Origin of the sequence: Escherichia sp. MOD1-EC4550 (assembly GCF_963876935.1) — a bacterium.
Classification (GTDB): Bacteria; Pseudomonadota; Gammaproteobacteria; order Enterobacterales; family Enterobacteriaceae; genus Escherichia; species Escherichia coli_F.
The window spans coordinates 721,788-738,338 of sequence record NZ_CAWNSE010000012.1 but is presented as its reverse complement, the minus strand read 5'-3'; the positions used below and the strand labels follow the sequence as shown (position 1 = coordinate 738,338).

General features: G+C 50.4%; 15 protein-coding genes and 1 other RNA gene. 5 read left to right on the top strand and 11 right to left on the bottom strand.

Features of this window, described 5'->3' with window-relative positions; genetic code table 11:
* Window positions 1–18: 18 nt before the first annotated feature.
* Window positions 19–879: an acyl-CoA thioesterase II gene (gene tesB, locus AACU19_RS10755; RefSeq protein WP_001353401.1), complete on the bottom strand. Its 861-nt coding sequence runs from the start codon at window positions 877–879 to the stop codon at window positions 19–21.
* A 217-nt stretch (window positions 880–1,096) separates the two neighbouring features.
* Between tesB and AACU19_RS10750 the strand changes: the two genes are divergently transcribed.
* Window positions 1,097–1,669, top strand: coding sequence for a YbaY family lipoprotein (locus AACU19_RS10750; RefSeq protein WP_000779831.1), 573 nt, complete (start codon window positions 1,097–1,099; stop codon window positions 1,667–1,669).
* A gap of 30 nt (window positions 1,670–1,699) precedes the next feature.
* On the opposite strand, the gene AACU19_RS10745 is transcribed toward AACU19_RS10750, so the two are convergent.
* Complete coding sequence (locus tag AACU19_RS10745) at window positions 1,700–2,011, bottom strand: MGMT family protein (RefSeq protein WP_000409907.1); 312 nt, start codon at window positions 2,009–2,011, stop codon at window positions 1,700–1,702.
* Window positions 2,012–2,173: 162 nt separating this feature from the next.
* Between AACU19_RS10745 and ffs the strand changes: the two genes are divergently transcribed.
* Both ffs and AACU19_RS10735 read left to right on the top strand, forming a co-directional pair.
* Window positions 2,174–2,270, top strand: an RNA gene (gene ffs, locus AACU19_RS10740) — signal recognition particle sRNA small type.
* 119 nt (window positions 2,271–2,389) lie between these two features.
* Window positions 2,390–2,743, top strand: a complete 354-nt coding sequence (locus AACU19_RS10735) for a DUF1428 domain-containing protein (RefSeq protein WP_000878140.1) — start codon at window positions 2,390–2,392, stop codon at window positions 2,741–2,743.
* A 41-nt stretch (window positions 2,744–2,784) separates the two neighbouring features.
* Here AACU19_RS10735 and pdeB read toward each other — a convergent pair whose 3' ends face one another.
* The 7 genes from pdeB to acrA all read right to left on the bottom strand — a co-directional run bounded on the left by pdeB (window position 2,785) and on the right by acrA (window position 11,338).
* Window positions 2,785–4,335 carry a cyclic-guanylate-specific phosphodiesterase PdeB gene (gene pdeB, locus AACU19_RS10730; RefSeq protein WP_105278277.1) on the bottom strand — a complete coding sequence of 517 codons (1,551 nt, stop codon included), beginning with the start codon at window positions 4,333–4,335 and terminating at the stop codon, window positions 2,785–2,787.
* A 163-nt stretch (window positions 4,336–4,498) separates the two neighbouring features.
* Window positions 4,499–4,969 carry a YlaC family protein gene (locus AACU19_RS10725; RefSeq protein WP_000136192.1) on the bottom strand — a complete coding sequence of 157 codons (471 nt, stop codon included), beginning with the start codon at window positions 4,967–4,969 and terminating at the stop codon, window positions 4,499–4,501.
* Window positions 4,970–5,084: 115 nt separating this feature from the next.
* Window positions 5,085–5,636 carry a maltose O-acetyltransferase gene (maa, locus tag AACU19_RS10720; RefSeq protein WP_032302582.1) on the bottom strand — a complete coding sequence of 184 codons (552 nt, stop codon included), beginning with the start codon at window positions 5,634–5,636 and terminating at the stop codon, window positions 5,085–5,087.
* A gap of 171 nt (window positions 5,637–5,807) precedes the next feature.
* Complete coding sequence (locus AACU19_RS10715) at window positions 5,808–6,026, bottom strand: HHA domain-containing protein (RefSeq protein WP_001291435.1); 219 nt, start codon at window positions 6,024–6,026, stop codon at window positions 5,808–5,810.
* Window positions 6,027–6,051: 25 nt separating this feature from the next.
* Window positions 6,052–6,426 carry an Hha toxicity modulator TomB gene (gene tomB / locus AACU19_RS10710; RefSeq protein WP_000344800.1) on the bottom strand — a complete coding sequence of 125 codons (375 nt, stop codon included), beginning with the start codon at window positions 6,424–6,426 and terminating at the stop codon, window positions 6,052–6,054.
* A 546-nt stretch (window positions 6,427–6,972) separates the two neighbouring features.
* Complete coding sequence (gene acrB / locus AACU19_RS10705) at window positions 6,973–10,122, bottom strand: efflux RND transporter permease AcrB (RefSeq protein ID WP_001132492.1); 3,150 nt, start codon at window positions 10,120–10,122, stop codon at window positions 6,973–6,975.
* Between the two features lie 22 nt (window positions 10,123–10,144).
* Window positions 10,145–11,338 carry a multidrug efflux RND transporter periplasmic adaptor subunit AcrA gene (acrA, locus tag AACU19_RS10700; protein WP_001353399.1) on the bottom strand — a complete coding sequence of 398 codons (1,194 nt, stop codon included), beginning with the start codon at window positions 11,336–11,338 and terminating at the stop codon, window positions 10,145–10,147.
* A 141-nt stretch (window positions 11,339–11,479) separates the two neighbouring features.
* Between acrA and acrR the strand changes: the two genes are divergently transcribed.
* Window positions 11,480–12,127, top strand: a complete 648-nt coding sequence (gene acrR / locus AACU19_RS10695) for a multidrug efflux transporter transcriptional repressor AcrR (protein ID WP_000101737.1) — start codon at window positions 11,480–11,482, stop codon at window positions 12,125–12,127.
* Window positions 12,128–12,254: 127 nt separating this feature from the next.
* The gene (mscK, locus tag AACU19_RS10690) at window positions 12,255–15,617 is read left to right on the top strand and encodes a mechanosensitive channel MscK (RefSeq protein WP_105278227.1); all 3,363 of its coding nucleotides are present in this window, start codon (window positions 12,255–12,257) and stop codon (window positions 15,615–15,617) included.
* Window positions 15,618–15,828: 211 nt separating this feature from the next.
* On the opposite strand, the gene rsmS is transcribed toward mscK, so the two are convergent.
* Window positions 15,829–15,990, bottom strand: coding sequence for a pleiotropic regulatory protein RsmS (gene rsmS / locus AACU19_RS10685; RefSeq protein ID WP_000051146.1), 162 nt, complete (start codon window positions 15,988–15,990; stop codon window positions 15,829–15,831).
* Window positions 15,991–16,003: 13 nt separating this feature from the next.
* The gene (gene priC / locus AACU19_RS10680; RefSeq protein WP_105278226.1) at window positions 16,004–16,531 is read right to left on the bottom strand and encodes a primosomal replication protein N''; all 528 of its coding nucleotides are present in this window, start codon (window positions 16,529–16,531) and stop codon (window positions 16,004–16,006) included.
* Between the last annotated feature and the right edge of the window lie 20 nt (window positions 16,532–16,551).

Sequence of the window (16,551 nt, the reverse complement as noted above, 5' to 3'; positions counted from 1 at the left end):
CACCTCCGGCTGTTTTTTTTAATTGTGATTACGCATTACCCCTTCCTGAACGGTCGAGGCAACCAGCACGCCGTCCTGGGTATAAAACTCACCGCGCACAAAGCCGCGTGCGCTGGACGCCGAGGTGCTCTCCACGCTATACAGCAGCCATTCATTCAAATTAAACGGGCGATGGAACCACATGGAATGGTCGATGGTCGCTATCTGAATCCCTGGTTCGAGAAAACCGATGCCGTGCGGCTGTAAAGCTACCGGCAGGAAGTTAAGATCAGAAGCGTAACCGAGCAGATACTGATGAACGCGCAGATCATCCGGCACGCTACCATTTGCGCGGATCCATACCTGACGATGCGGTTCTGCGACATGCCCTTTCAGTGGGTTATGAAACTCCACCGGACGGACTTCCAGCGGACGATCGCAGATGAATTTATCTTTCAGCACTGGCGGCAGCAGGTGCGCCAGCGATTGGGCGATTTGCGTTTCTGAAGGCAGGCCATCAGGTGCGGGTGCGGGTGGCATAGCTTTTTGATGTTCGAAACCCGCTTCCGGAGCCTGGAAAGAGGCTGTCATATAGAAAATCGGTTTACCGTTTTGAATAGCAGCAACCCGGCGGGCGCTGAAGCTGTTACCGTCACGCAACGTTTCGACATCATAAATAATCGGCTTCTTACTGTCGCCTGGGCGAAGAAAGTAGCTGTGAAACGAATGTACCAGCCGCTCTTCAGGGACGGTCTCTTTTGCAGCATACAAGGCCTGACCCACGACCTGGCCGCCAAACACCTGACGTAAACCTAAATCTTCACTCTGGCCGCGAAAGAGTCCTTCCTCAATTTTTTCCAGATTTAACAATGTCAGTAAATTTTTTAGCGCCTGACTCATATAACTCTCCAGTAACAAAGCTGCCGCAGCAAGCCAAAGTGAGTTGAGTATAACGCAAATTTGCCACTGGTCCGATGGGTGCAATAGTCTGAATTACTAGCCAATTACAGGCAGAAATGCGTGATGTGTGCCACACTTGTTGACGTTACTATTTTGTTAACCACTCTTCCGGCGAGGAAAGTTAGCCCGCTGGTGCATTGATAATAAGGAGAAGTAAATGAAACTCGTGCACATGGCCAGTGGTTTAGCGGTTGCGATTGCGTTGGCGGCTTGCGCAGATAAAAGCGCGGATATTCAGACGCCAGCACCGGCTGCAAATACGTCTATTTCAGCAACACAGCAACCTGCTATCCAGCAACCGAATGTTTCCGGTACCGTCTGGATCCGTCAGAAAGTCGCACTGCCGCCTGATGCCGTGCTGACCGTGACACTTTCTGACGCATCATTAGCCGATGCACCGTCAAAAGTGCTGGCGCAAAAAGCGGTGCGTACTGAAGGTAAACAGTCACCATTCAGCTTTGTTCTGCCATTTAACCCGGCAGACGTTCAGCCGAACGCGCGTATTCTGTTGAGTGCGGCGATTACCGTGAATGACAAACTGGTATTTATCACCGATACCGTTCAGCCGGTGATCAACCAGGGCGGGACCAAAGCGGACCTGACATTAGTGCCGGTGCAGCAAACCGCCGTGCCGGTTCAGGCCAGCGGTGGCGCAACGACTACCGTACCTTCGACCTCACCAACCCAGGTGAATCCGTCTTCGGCAGTTCCGGCTCCTACGCAATATTAAGCGAAGTTAACCCTCTCCGCCCGGAGAGGGTTAGTAGTTCCAGCGATAACGCTGCAAGTCGATTTGCCCTCTTCCTGACACCATCACACCTTCTGCCAGTAATGCCTGTCGCTGACGCTGTAAATCCGGTCCGGTTAGCGAAATGGTGCCGTGGCGATTAACCACCCGATGCCAGGGCAAGGTGCTGCCTTCCGGGAGACGCTTTAACACACCACCCACCTGGCGCGCGGCGCGGGGCGATCCCGCCAGTTTCGCCACATCACCGTAAGTGGTGACATAGCCTTCGGGAATAGCGGCTACGATTTGCCAGACGCGTTGGGGAAATGAATCTTCTTTTTCCATCTTTTCTTCCTGAGGTAATTTTTCAGCATAATCTGGAAAAACGCCCGAGTGAAGCCGCATTGCGCAAGAAACCAGCATCTGGCACGCAATGGGTTGCAATTAGCCGGGGCAGCAGTGATAATGCGCCTGCGCGTTGGTTCTCAACGCTCTCAATGGGGGCTCTGTTGGTTCTCCCGCAACGCTACTCTGTTTACCAGGTCAGGTCCGGAAGGAAGCAGCCAAGGCAGATGACGCGTGTGCCGGGATGTAGCTGGCAGGGCCCCCACCCATTTCTGCCTCCCCCCGTTTCGTCAAAAAATCCCAACATGGCTAAACTTTAACCACAACTGACGTCGCAAGAATTGTCTGGCTGCGCAGTACGCTTCGGAGGTATGTCTGATGAAGTATGTTGATGGTTTTGTGGTTGCCGTTCCTGCCGATAAAAAGGATGCCTATCGGGAAATGGCCGCTAAGGCCGCGCCATTGTTTAAAGAGTTTGGCGCGCTTCGTATTGTCGAATGCTGGGCCAGCGATGTACCGGATGGCAAAGTGACCGATTTTCGTATGGCGGTGAAAGCGGAAGAGAATGAAGAGGTTGTCTTTAGCTGGATTGAATACCCTTCAAAAGAGGTCCGCGACGCTGCTAATCAAAAGATGATGTCGGACCCACGGATGAAGGAGTTCGGCGAGTCCATGCCGTTTGATGGCAAGCGAATGATCTATGGCGGATTCGAGTCAATCATCGACGAATAGGTAGCGTGACGGGCTGTGCGGCGTGCCGTCAGCCCAAAAATTCACAAATGTTGCTCGGCCCAGTGTAAGAAATCCTCTTTCGGTAATGCCTTGCTGTAGAGCCAGCCCTGGCCGTAGTGCACGCCATGCTGGCGTAGCCACTCTTCTTGTTTACTGGTTTCGATTCCCTCCGCTACCATTTTCAGTTTCAGTGTTTTTGCCATTTCGATGATATGTGGCGTGACATTTTTATATTCCAGCGCATCAACGAAAGATTTATCGATCTTCAGAATGTCGACATCCAGATCCTGTAAATAGCTTAAACTTGAATACCCCGTACCAAAATCATCGAGATAAATTTCATGGCCCGCCTCCCGGTAGCGAGAAATTATCGGGGCGCTGGTTTTCGGATCGGCAAACTCGCGTTCAGTGAGTTCAAGCGCGATCTGTCTGGGATTAACCTGATAGTGATTGATCATTTCACGCAGCAATTGCGGGATTTTTTCCGAGGTGAGTACGGTGGATTCAAGATTGATCGAAATATGCTGCTGCGGATGCTGACGCAGCCAGTCGCCCATATCTTCAAAGACACTTTTTATAATCAGTAGCGTCAACGGCTCAGAAAGCCCCGTTTGCTGTGCCAGCGGAATAAAACTATCTGGTGACAACCAACTACCGTCTGTCTGCGGCCAGCGCGCCAGTGCCTCAGCACCGACAATTTTGCCATTGGCTAAGGAGACAATCGGCTGATAGTGCACGCAAATATCACGATTTTCGATAGCATCCTGCAGCCGATGATGCGGTGACTGGATACGGCGCAAAATACGCAGCACAAACATCGCTGCCAGCAGGCCAATCACCAACCCGAGCGGTAACCAAATAAAGACTTGCCGATGCCAGCCTTTCTGCAACATTTTCGTTGAAGCCCAGGTGATGATCGAAATATTCATCTCCGGGAAGGGCTGGATATCGTAAATAATTCCATTATTTTCGATATGCTCACCGGGTGTTTTTTGTAGCCTGGTAATAATTCCCTGAGCAATTTCATCGCTGCTGGTTATGACAACATTATGGGCATTGCCAATAATGGCGGCATCAATTTGCCATGAGCTATAGGGAATGACATCAATAAAGGAAGCGGGGTCGATCATGACGACATAATGTGCCGTTCCTATAGCGACCATGTAACGGATAATGCCTAAATCGTTATGCGATGTTAACCAGACCCGATAACCATCTTTCGAAATTTTACCTGGCTCGGGGAAGGCATCGGGTGGGCTTTCATGCTCCAGAGACGAACACTGGGGAACGTTGTTATCGATATAGACCACTTCCTGAATATAGCGATAACTATAAGATACCCGACGCATTTTCATGAGATGGGCTGCGCTACAGGCCGCACCTTGCCACCTTTCCAGCTCCTGCAGAGCATCTTTCCCTTGTATCGCCACCTTATTGGCCCGAATAGCGACGCGGGAGGAATAGGTATTCAGCTCTTCAATAAACGATGTTTGTACTTGCTGATGGGCCAGCCAGATGCTTAAGCCGACAGGCAGTAATACTGAAAGAATCAGTACTCCCGAAATCAGGCTGACCAGATGTCGTGTTCTCACCAGCATATCCTTATTAACACAGTGTAGGGAAAGTATATCTGATTGTGGAAAAAGGCTGGCAGGAGATAAGGAGGTAGAGCTGGTATTTCATGAAGCGATGGGTGGAAACGATCGTTGTCATTTGACCAGGCGTAGAGCTTTACGCCTGGTATGTAACCCTAACTTAAGATGTTGATTCGGCGCGAGCGAGGGTAAAAATATCGTAAAAAGACAGTTCACCTTTACGGACGATCATTTTTTGCAGTTGTTCTTTATGAACATCCGCGACACGCGGAGAGTTCAAGATGGCTTCAACCAGCGCGGCAGGTACAAAGCGCGTGTTGTACCATTCGCCGTTATAGCAAACGCGGAAATCCAGCACGTCGATATCTTCATAGCGGTAGCGTGGGTAGACATCGAAAAAGAAGAAACCATTAAGCAGGATAAATAATACAACCAGTAGCCAGACAGAGCCTGACAGCGTTTCGGACTGCAACATCACCGCCAGGGTGGCAAAAAAAGCAACGTACATACCGATAAACAGCCCCGGATGTTTACGGATAAAACTGATACTAAAGCGGGGTTTGTTGTCGCGTTTTTCGCGGGTATTCAGAGACTCAATCGTTTCGGTCAGCAGGCGTTGTATTTCGGTCATCGTTTGCCTTCGTGGTATCTGCAACTTTCCAGGGAACACCCTATTTTAACGTGGGAATAGTAGAGGGAAAGTAACAGATTTGCCACGATTTTGCATAACAGTTGCGAAAAACAGGTTACAATTTTTTAATGATTCTGGCTGGATTACCGCCCACGACAACATTGTCCGGGACATCTTTTGTGACAACTGCACCTGAGGCTACCACGACGTTATCACCAATGGTCACACCAGGGTTAATGACTGCGCGTCCGCCAATCCAGACGTTATTACCGATGGTGACGGGTTTCCCCAGTTCAACACCGCTATTACGTGCTACAGGGTCGATGGGATGTGTTGCCGTGTAGATATGAACACCTGGCGCTAACATACAGTTATCACCGATGCGAATAGGGCAGACATCAAGCATCACGCAATCGAAGTTGGCGAAAAAATTATTGCCGAGAAAAATGTTATAGCCATAGTCACAGCGAAACGTTGGCTCAATATAAGCCTCTGTCACCTGACCGAATAAATCAGCGAGAATTTGCTGGCGTAATGTGTGCTCTTCCGCCAGGGAATGATTGTATCGGTGAATAAGCTGACGAGCGCGCAGGCGATCGCGAGATAACGTCTCATCTGCCGAGCGATACAACTCACCAGCAATCATCTTTTCTTTTTCTGTGCTCATTACTGACCTCCGGTTGCTGAAAATGCGGCAACACAGTAAGACGAAAAGTCAGTGAAGAGAACGTTCCCATTACGTCTGTGTGATGAAGATCACATAGGGTGCGCCTTCATGGCGATAAAGTATAAAATTCTTAATAAACAGCTGGTTATAGCTCCGAAAGCCAATTATTTATTAGCGAATAAATTTCCATACTGAGGAAGGGATCTTGTCGTACAGTTTATTCATAGTCAATTCGGCGAGGCGGTGATCTGCGGCTGAGTAAAATACCGCCAGTTCATTATCTGATAATTCGTATTTATTTTTCTCGATAACACGCTCCAGCGTGTCAATTGTCTGGCAACGACGCAAACGCATTAAATAATCGGTTTTCGTTAAAGGTTTTTCGGACATACTTCTACCCATGGTTGTAATAATTCTAACAAGATAAACTCGCAGGATTCTCTTTCGTCGCATTGACAAAACAACGGAATAGTCGATTACCTGACTTCCGCCATTTTTGAAGATCCTGCATATTAATACCATAACTACTGAACAACATAAAGGTGTCATCCAGATATTCGTCGATCTGCTCAATGAGCTTATTGTCTTCATTATACTTAATTTTGTAATTAAGTGCGAAGGTCGCAATATGCTCAATCAGTTCATTCAACTGGAGGTTGATCGCCGAGGTTGGGTCGTTAACCCAGCCATGGTTGCTTTCTTCAAGGTTTGCAAGGCAATCATGATACAGGGTTTCACAGAGAAACTTAAGCTGTGCGATATCATGTCTTTTGGGTGAGTATTCATCCATAACGCGTCCCCTTCTTAGCGGTTGAACTAACGGACACCTTTCGGGATGGAAAAAACTTACTGACCTGGACTTGCCCTCTCGTTTGTTAGCTTAACTATAAGCCACTCTTTGCAGGTTTTCATCGCATTATTACGAAAAATTACAAATAGGAAGGAAGCGGGATAGGACTCACTTTTTCATACTAGCACCAACCCGCTGCAGGTAAAAGCAGTTTGCTCGAACTGTTCATAACATTTCAAGATTATCGCCAGATGAAATTGGTCACACTAATACCAGGAATGCTCTGAATATGTCGTAATAACCGATGAATGAATAAAGAATTACCGCAAATAATTAAGAAAAGCCTCTAAATGATTATGGATTATTAAATCTATTAGCGCTACTTAATATAAATTAACTAACAATCAGTATTTTTTATGAATTTTATGCGAAGTTAATACTGGTTTTCATATGAGATTCTGAGTTGATTGTTCAGTTCCCCATTCAACTCGTAGGTTATGCATCTAAAAAAGGCCGCTTGCGCGGCCTTAGTGATTACACGTTGTATCAATGATGATCGACAGTATGGCTGTGCTCGATATCTTCATTCTTGCGGCTAAAGCGGCGGCGAACCACCACAAAGAATACCGGAACGAAGAAGATTGCCAGTACCGTTGCAGTCACCATCCCGCCCATTACACCGGTACCTACTGCGTTCTGCGCGCCGGAACCAGCACCAGTACTGATAACCAGCGGCATAACGCCGAGGATAAACGCCAGCGAGGTCATCAGGATCGGACGTAAACGCATCCGCACCGCATCAAGCGTCGCTTCAATCAGACCTTTACCTTCTTTATCCATCAAGTCTTTGGCGAATTCGACGATAAGTATCGCGTTCTTCGCCGACAACCCAATGGTTGTGAGCAGGCCTACCTGGAAGTACACGTCATTGGTCAGGCCACGGAAGGTGGCTGCCAGCAAGGCACCGATAACCCCCAGCGGAACGACCAGCATAACGGAGAACGGAATCGACCAGCTCTCGTACAGCGCCGCCAGACACAGGAACACGACAATCAACGAAATCGCGTACAGTGAAGGTGCCTGGTTGCCGGAGAGACGTTCCTGATAGGACATCCCCGTCCAGTCATAGCCAACACCGGTAGGCAGTTTACTCGCCAGTTGTTCCATCAGCTCCATTGCTTCACCGGTACTTTTACCCGGTGCTGCCTGGCCTAAGATTTCCATGGATGGCAGGCCGTTGTATCGTTCCAGACGCGGAGAGCCGTACTCCCAACGAGAAGAGGAGAACGCCGAGAACGGTACCATCTGACCATCAGCAGCACGAACATACCAGTCGCCGATATCATCCGGCAGCATACGGTATTTCGCTTCTGACATGACGTAAACTTTCTTCACACGACCGCGGTCGATAAAGTCGTTCACATAACTACCGCCCCATGCAGCGCCCAGAGTGGTGTTAATGTCGTTGATAGAAACACCCAGCGCCTGCGCTTTTTCCTGGTCGATATCAATCTTAAACTGCGGTGTATCTTCCAGACCGTTTGGACGTACGCTGGTCAGCATATCAGGGTGCTTCGCTGCTTCTGCAAGGAGCTGGTTACGTGCCTGAGTCAGTTTTTCGTGACCAAGGCCAGCCTGGTCAATCAGCTCAAAGTCAAAGCCGGTTGCAGTACCCAGTTCCACGATTGCAGGCAGGTTAAAGGCGAACACCATCGCATCTTTGATTTGCGAGAATGCGCGTGTTGCACGCATGGTAATCGCTTCAACTTTGTTTTCTTCGCCCGGACGATCGGCCCAGTCCTTCAAGGAAACGAACGCAATACCGGTATTCTGACCACGTCCCGCAAAGCCGAAGCCGTTAACGGCGAACACCGACTCAACGTTGTTCTTTTCTTTGGTCAGATAGTAATGCGTTACCTCATTGAGCACTTTCTGCGTACGTTCCTGCGTTGCACCTGCTGGCAGCTGAACCATGGTCATAAATACGCCCTGGTCCTCATCTGGCAAGAAGGAGCTTGGCAGACGCACAAACAGATAGGCCATGCCGACCACGATGATTAGATACAGCACCAGGTAACGCCCCGTACTGCGCAGAATACCGCCTACGCTGTCGGTGTAGTGGTGCGTGCTCTTCTCGAACATGCGGTTAAACCAGCCGAAGAAGCCTTTTTTGCCTTCCCCGTGATCGCCTTTGGCAATTGGTTTCAGCATGGTGGCACAAAGAGCCGGAGTCAGAATCAACGCCACCAGTACCGACAGCGCCATTGCTGAAACAATGGTAATGGAGAACTGACGATAGATAGCACCAGTAGAACCACCGAAAAAGGCCATCGGTACGAACACCGCCGACAGCACCATCGCGATACCGACCAGAGCGCCCTGAATCTGCCCCATCGACTTACGGGTGGCTTCTTTTGGCGGCAAACCTTCTTCCGCCATCACACGCTCAACGTTTTCTACCACAACGATGGCGTCATCCACCAACAGGCCGATGGCGAGCACCATCCCGAACATTGTTAGCGTGTTTATCGAGAAGCCAAAGGCGGCAAGGACGGCAAAGGTCCCCAGCAATACCACCGGTACGGCAATGGTCGGAATCAACGTCGCGCGGAAGTTCTGCAAGAACAGATACATAACCAGGAAAACGAGGATGATCGCTTCGACCAGCGTTTTAACCACTTCGTGAATAGAGATTTTCACGAACGGCGTGGTGTCGTACGGGTAAACAATTTTCAGACCTGACGGGAAGAACGGTTCCATCTTCGCCAGTTCAGCACGGATTGCCGCAGCGGTATCCAGCGCGTTCGCGCCGGTTGCCAGCTTGATCCCCAGACCGGAAGCCGGTTGGCCGTTAAACTCTGCGATGATGTCGTAGTTCTCACCACCCAGCTCAATTTTCGCCACATCACGCAGCAGCACGCGGGAACCATCCTGATTCACTTTCAGCAGGATTTTGCCGAACTCTTCAGTAGAGGTCAGACGCGTCTGAGCAATAATAGAGGCGTTAAGCTGTTGGCCTTTCACCGGCGGCGTACCACCGAGCTGACCCGCCGCAACCTGGGCGTTCTGCGCTTTGATGGCGGTAATGACATCAACCGGCGTTAGCTGGTATTTGTTCAGTTCATTCGGGTTCATCCAGATACGCATCGCGTACTGAGAACCGAACAGCTGAACGTCACCCACGCCCGACGTACGGCTGATGGCGTCTTTCATATTCGCCGCCACGTAGTCGGAGATATCCTCCTGCGTCATGGTGCCATCGGTGTTGATAACGCCGACAACCATCAGGAAGCTACTGGACGATTTCTCAACGCTCACCCCTTGCTGCTGTACTTCTTGCGGCAGCAACGGCATTGCCAGCTGCAGTTTGTTCTGCACCTGAACCTGCGCGATATCCGCATCAGTACCAGACTCAAAGGTCAGGGTGATCTGCACGGTACCCGTGGAGTCACTGTTAGAGGACATGTACATCAGGTTATCGATACCATTCATATTCTGTTCGATAACCTGCGTCACCGTGTCCTGCACTGTTTTCGCATCAGCGCCGGGGTAGGAGGCGGAGATCGTTACTGCCGGCGGAGCAATCGTAGGATATTGCGCCACCGGCAGTTTGAGGATCGCCAGCCCCCCTGCCAACATGATGATGATGGCGATCACCCACGCAAAAATCGGGCGATCGATAAAGAAATTAGGCATGTCTTAACGGCTCCTGTTTAAGTTAAGACTTGGACTGTTCAGGCTGAGTACCGCTTGCGGCTTGCTGGTTATTATCAGCGGTAACTTCTTGTGCTTTTACCTGGACACCAGGACGCACTTTCTGCAGCCCACTTATTACTACGCGATCGCCTGCTTTCAGACCTTCTGTCACCAGCCACTTATCGCCAATAGCCTGGCTTGCAACGATCGGACGGGTTTCCACTTTGTCATCCGCGCCTACCACCAGTACGGTAGCATCGCCACGCGGCGTACGGGTTACACCCTGTTGCGGGACTAAAATGGCGTTTGGATTAAGCCCTTCTTCCAGACGTGCGCGCACGAACATACCCGGCAGCAGAGTGTGATCCGGGTTCGGGAAGATAGCGCGTAGGGTGATAGACCCGGTGGTCTGATCGACAGTAACGTCAGAGAACTCCAGCGTACCGTCCTGTGGGAACTTAATGCCGTCACTGGTGATCAGCGACACTTTGGCTTTGCCGTTCTCTTGTTTCAGCGTGCCATTTGCCAGTTCCTGTTTCAGGCGCAGGAAGTCGTTGCTGGACTGAGTCACATCAACGTAGATCGGATCAAGTTGCTGCACGGTTGCCAGCGCAGTCGCCTGACCGTTTTGCACCAGGGCACCTTCCGTCACGTTTGACTTACCAATGCGGCCGCTAATTGGAGAGGTGACTTTGGTGTAAGCCAGATTGATACGCGCAGTTTCAACGGCAGCTTTCGCCGCAGTTACCGCGGCATTCGCCTGTTGCGCATCAGCCAGAGCCTGATCGTACTCTTGCTTACTGATGTACTGCGTACCCAGCAGTTTCTGATAACGATTCACCGTCAATTGCGCGATATTGGCTGCAGCCTGGGCTTTCGCTAAATCGCCTTTCGCACTGTCGTATGTCGCCTGATAGGTCGCAGGATCAATCTGATAGAGAGAGACACCTGCTTCGATGTCGCTACCTTCTTTGAAATTACGCTTCAGGATAATCCCGCTAACTTGAGGACGAACTTCTGCGATCCGGTAGGCACTGGTGCGACCCGGAAGCTCGGTTGTGATCTGCAGAGGTTCAGTTTTGACTGTAACTACGCCAACGGCGGGCATCTGCTGGCCACCTTGTTGGGCCTGTTTGTCGTCACATCCTGTTAGGGCTAAGCTGCCTGAGAGCATCAGAACGACCGCCAGAGGCGTAAACCCTCTGTTTTTGTTCATATGTAAACCTCGAGTGTCCGATTTCAAATTGGTCAATGGTCAAAAGTTAATAAACCCATTGCTGCGTTTATATTATCGTCGTGCTATGGTACATACATTCACAAATGTATGTAAATCTAACGCCTGTAAATTCACGAACATATGGCACGAAAAACCAAACAAGAAGCGCAAGAAACGCGCCAACACATCCTCGATGTGGCTCTACGTCTTTTCTCACAGCAGGGGGTATCATCCACCTCGCTGGGCGAGATTGCAAAAGCAGCTGGCGTTACGCGCGGTGCAATCTACTGGCATTTTAAAGACAAGTCGGATTTGTTCAGTGAGATCTGGGAACTGTCAGAATCCAATATTGGTGAACTAGAGCTTGAGTATCAGGCAAAATTCCCTGGCGATCCACTCTCAGTATTAAGAGAGATATTAATTCATGTTCTTGAATCCACGGTGACAGAAGAACGGCGTCGATTATTGATGGAGATTATATTCCACAAATGCGAATTTGTCGGAGAAATGGCTGTTGTGCAACAGGCACAACGTAATCTCTGTCTGGAAAGTTATGACCGTATAGAACAAACGTTAAAACATTGTATTGAAGCGAAAATGTTGCCTGCGGATTTAATGACGCGTCGCGCAGCAATTATTATGCGCGGCTATATTTCCGGCCTGATGGAAAACTGGCTCTTTGCCCCGCAATCTTTTGATCTTAAAAAAGAAGCCCGCGATTACGTCGCCATCTTACTGGAGATGTATCTCCTGTGCCCCACGCTTCGTAATCCTGCCACTAACGAATAACCCTGAATCTGACTCCAGGATTTTTCCTGGACATTTTCGCCGTTGCTATTCTGGTTCATTGCGTCGTGATATTCTTGCGGTTTGACTTTTTCAGGTCGTTCTTCAGGTTCAGAAACCTTCATTCATCATGACTATGTTCCAGTATTACAAACGATCACGGCATTTTGTTTTTTCAGCATTCATTGCTTTTGTTTTGGTCTTGTTATGCCAGAATGCGGCGTTTGCGCGGGCGCCATCGAATGGTGATCTGCCGACAAAAGCGGACCTGCAGGCACAACTTGACTCATTCAATAAACAAAAAGATCTTTCTGCTCAGGACAAACTGGTGCAGCAGGATCTGACAGATACATTAGCCACCCTCGATAAAATCGATCGCATAAAAGAAGAGACAGTTCAGCTACGGCAAAAAGTCGCTGAAGCGCCGGAAAAAATGCGTCAGGCGACCGCGGCGTTAACAGCACTTAGCGATGTCGATAACGACGAAGAAACGCGCAAAATTCTAAGCACGCTTTCGTTGCGCCAGCTGGAAACTCGCGTTGCCCAGGCGCTGGACGATTTGCAAAACGCACAAAACGATCTGGCGTCTTATAACAGCCAGCTGGTTTCGTTACAGACGCAGCCCGAACGCGTGCAAAATGCGATGTATAACGCTTCGCAGCAGCTGCAACAAATTCGCAGCCGCCTGGATGGCACTGATGTTGGCGATACTGCCTTACGTCCCAGCCAGAAAGTGTTGATGCAGGCCCAGCAGGTTTTGCTGAATGCTGAGATTGACCAGCAGCGAAAAAGCCTGGAAGGGAACACCGTCTTACAGGATACCTTGCAAAAGCAGCGTGATTACGTGACGGCGAACAGTGCTCGTCTGGAACACCAGTTGCAACTGTTGCAAGAAGCGGTAAACAGTAAGCGCCTGACCTTAACCGAAAAAACGGCGCAGGAAGCCGTCTCTCCGGATGAAGCTGCACGTATTCAGGCTAATCCTCTGGTGAAACAGGAACTGGAAATTAACCAGCAGTTGAGTCAGCGTCTGATTACCGCGACTGAAAACGGTAATCAGCTAATGCAGCAAAACATTAAAGTCAAAAACTGGCTTGAGCGGGCGCTGCAATCGGAACGAAATATTAAGGAGCAGATTGCCGTCCTGAAGGGCAGTCTGCTGTTGTCTCGTATCCTTTACCAGCAACAACAAACGCTGCCCTCGGCGGATGAACTGGAAAACATGACCAACCGCATCGCGGATTTGCGTCTCGAACAGTTTGAAGTCAACCAGCAGCGTGATGCGCTCTTCCAGAGTGATGCGTTCGTTAACAAGCTGGAAGAAGGCCACGCCAACGAAGTTAACAGTGAAGTTCATGACGCATTACTCCAGGTTGTGGATATGCGTCGCGAACTGCTGGATCAGCTTAATAAACAGTTGGGTAACCAGTTGATGATGGCCATTAACCTGCAAATCAACCAGCAGCAGTTAATGAGCGTGTCGAAAAACCTGAAATCGATCCTGACTCAGCAAATCTTTTGGGTGAACAGTAACCGTCCAATGGACTGGGACTGGATCAAAGCGTTCCCACAAACGCTGAAAGATGAATTTAAGTCGATGAAGATCACGGTAAACTGGGAAAAAGCCTGGCCTGCCGTCTTTATCGCTTTCCTCGCTGGTTTGCCACTGCTATTAATTGCCGGGCTGATCCACTGGCGTTTGGGATGGCTGAAAGCGTATCAACAAAAACTGGCTTCCGCTGTGGGTTCCCTGCGTAACGACAGCCAGCTCAACACACCAAAAGCGATCCTTATCGACCTGATTCGCGCACTGCCGGTATGTCTGATTATTCTTGCGGTTGGTCTGATTCTGCTAACCATGCAGCTCAACATCAGCGAACTGCTGTGGTCGTTCTGTAAAAAACTGGCGATTTTCTGGCTGGTGTTTGGCCTGTGCTGGAAGGTACTGGAGAAAAACGGTGTTGCCGTGCGTCACTTTGGCATGCCGGAACAGCAGACCAGCCACTGGCGTCGGCAAATTGTCCGCATCAGTCTCGCGTTGCTGCCAATTCATTTCTGGTCTGTGGTGGCAGAACTTTCCCCGCTGCATCTGATGGATGATGTGTTGGGGCAGGCGATGATTTTCTTCAACCTGCTGCTGATTGCCTTCCTGGTATGGCCAATGTGCCGCGAAAGCTGGCGTGATAAAGAGTCGCACACCATGCGACTTGTCACCATTACCATACTGTCGATAATCCCGATTGCGTTGATGGTGCTGACCGCCACGGGTTATTTCTACACCACACTGCGCCTCTCCGGACGTTGGATTGAAACCGTGTATCTGGTGATTATCTGGAACCTGCTGTACCAGACGGTATTGCGCGGCTTAAGCGTAGCGGCGCGGCGTATCGCCTGGCGTCGTGCGCTGGCGCGTCGACAGAATCTGGTGAAAGAGGGCGCAGAAGGTGCCGAACCGCCGGAAGAACCAACCATTGCACTGGAGCAGGTTAACCAACAGACGCTGCGTATTACTATGTTGCTGATGTTTGCGCTGTTCGGTGTCATGTTCTGGGCAATTTGGTCAGATTTGATCACCGTGTTCAGCTATCTCGACAGCATCACGCTCTGGCATTACAACGGCACTGAAGCTGGCGCTGCGGTGGTGAAAAACGTCACCATGGGCAGTCTGTTGTTTGCGATTATCGCCTCAATGGTAGCCTGGGCGTTGATTCGCAACCTGCCTGGTTTGCTGGAAGTATTGGTGCTCTCGCGACTGAATATGCGCCAGGGCGCGTCGTATGCCATTACTACCATCCTTAACTACATCATCATTGCCGTTGGTGCGATGACGGTGTTCGGATCGCTGGGCGTCTCGTGGGATAAACTCCAGTGGCTGGCGGCGGCATTATCCGTAGGTCTTGGTTTTGGTTTACAAGAGATCTTCGGTAACTTCGTCTCCGGTTTGATTATCCTGTTCGAACGTCCGGTGCGCATTGGCGACACGGTAACCATTGGTACCTACTCTGGGACGGTCAGTAAGATCCGTATTCGTGCGACAACGATTACCGATTTCGATCGCAAAGAAGTGATCATCCCGAACAAAGCGTTTGTTACCGAGCGTCTGATCAACTGGTCGTTAACCGACACCACCACGCGTCTGGTGATCCGCCTGGGCGTGGCCTATGGCTCCGATCTGGAAAAAGTGCGTAAAGTGTTGCTGAAGGCGGCGACTGAGCACCCAAGGGTGATGCACGAACCCATGCCGGAAGTCTTCTTTACGGCGTTTGGTGCCAGCACGTTGGATCACGAGCTGCGCCTGTACGTGCGTGAACTGCGTGACCGCAGTCGTACTGTCGATGAGCTGAACCGTACTATTGATCAGCTGTGCCGTGAAAACGACATCAACATTGCCTTTAACCAGCTTGAAGTGCATCTGCACAACGAGAAGGGCGATGAAGTGACGGAAGTGAAACGCGACTACAAAGGCGACGATCCAACGTCAGCGGTAGGGTAATAACGAAAGGGGGCGACATTTAGTTGCCCCGAGATTACTGACAAAGTGCGCGTTGTTCATGCCGGATGCGGCGTGACCGCCTTATCCGGCCTACGAAACCGCAAGAATTCAATATATTGCAGGAGCGGTGTAGGCCTGATAAGCGTAGCGCATCAGGCAGTTTTGCGTTTACCCGCAATCTTAGGGGACATTTAGCGGCCCCATTTATTTCTCACTTTTCCGCCTCATCATCGCGCGTTAATTTCTTTTCATAATCGCGTTTTACAATATCCAGCGCGCGCAGCACGGTGCGCGCTGGGATCTGATTTTCTTCCAGCAGCACAATCAAATCGACAGCCAGTTTGACATCGTCAGGGGCATTTTCCAGTGACATACTCTCTCCATTGCTAGCGGGTTAAACGCGCTAACCTGTTTTCGATTTTTTCCAGCGCATGGCGGCAGCGTGCCAGGCGCGCTTCATAGGCTTCGACTTCACGATGCAGCGTTTGCTGTTCCACGAGATCGGTCACCCGCGCCAGGCGGGCTCGACGTTCGGCTACCATCTCACGTAGCCGCCGCTCAAAATCCTGATGCTGAATACGTTTACGCTGCCAGCGGGCAATTTTCGGTGGCGCACTGTCCCACTCGCGCAGTGACCAGGCGGAGGCTTCTCGCGCTATGGCTTCCAGTTGCGTCGCCAGATGTTCCGCCAGCCATGCCACTTGCGGCAGTTGCTGTTGCTCAACTGCATGGCGAAGCGCGGACAAATTATCTCCCGCTTCTTCCAGGCACGCCTGTAGCGTTGTCGCACGGGTCTGAAAAAGGTGCCTGTCAAAACGGGCGCTTAGCGTGGCAAATTGCGCTACCGGGGCACAACGCTGACGCAGCGTGGCGAGCTGCCCTTCCAGTTTTTCCAGCAGCAGGGTGGTTTTCACGATAAGACCTCAATGAAAAT

Bases quoted from the DNA above. Each gene is read 5' to 3' on its own strand.
- acrB (WP_001132492.1), bottom strand. From the start codon at position 10,122: ATGCCTAATTTCTTTATCGATCGCCCGATTTTTGCGTGGGTGATCGCC.
- acrA (WP_001353399.1), bottom strand. From the start codon at position 11,338: ATGAACAAAAACAGAGGGTTTACGCCTCTGGCGGTCGTTCTGATGCTC.
- AACU19_RS10715 (WP_001291435.1), bottom strand. From the start codon at position 6,026: ATGTCCGAAAAACCTTTAACGAAAACCGATTATTTAATGCGTTTGCGT.
- tomB (WP_000344800.1), bottom strand. From the start codon at position 6,426: ATGGATGAATACTCACCCAAAAGACATGATATCGCACAGCTTAAGTTT.
- AACU19_RS10735 (WP_000878140.1), top strand. From the start codon at position 2,390: ATGAAGTATGTTGATGGTTTTGTGGTTGCCGTTCCTGCCGATAAAAAG.
- rsmS (WP_000051146.1), bottom strand. From the start codon at position 15,990: ATGTCACTGGAAAATGCCCCTGACGATGTCAAACTGGCTGTCGATTTG.
- AACU19_RS10745 (WP_000409907.1), bottom strand. From the start codon at position 2,011: ATGGAAAAAGAAGATTCATTTCCCCAACGCGTCTGGCAAATCGTAGCC.
- tesB (WP_001353401.1), bottom strand. From the start codon at position 879: ATGAGTCAGGCGCTAAAAAATTTACTGACATTGTTAAATCTGGAAAAA.
- mscK (WP_105278227.1), top strand. From the start codon at position 12,255: ATGACTATGTTCCAGTATTACAAACGATCACGGCATTTTGTTTTTTCA.
- AACU19_RS10750 (WP_000779831.1), top strand. From the start codon at position 1,097: ATGAAACTCGTGCACATGGCCAGTGGTTTAGCGGTTGCGATTGCGTTG.
- AACU19_RS10725 (WP_000136192.1), bottom strand. From the start codon at position 4,969: ATGACCGAAATACAACGCCTGCTGACCGAAACGATTGAGTCTCTGAAT.
- maa (WP_032302582.1), bottom strand. From the start codon at position 5,636: ATGAGCACAGAAAAAGAAAAGATGATTGCTGGTGAGTTGTATCGCTCG.
- acrR (WP_000101737.1), top strand. From the start codon at position 11,480: ATGGCACGAAAAACCAAACAAGAAGCGCAAGAAACGCGCCAACACATC.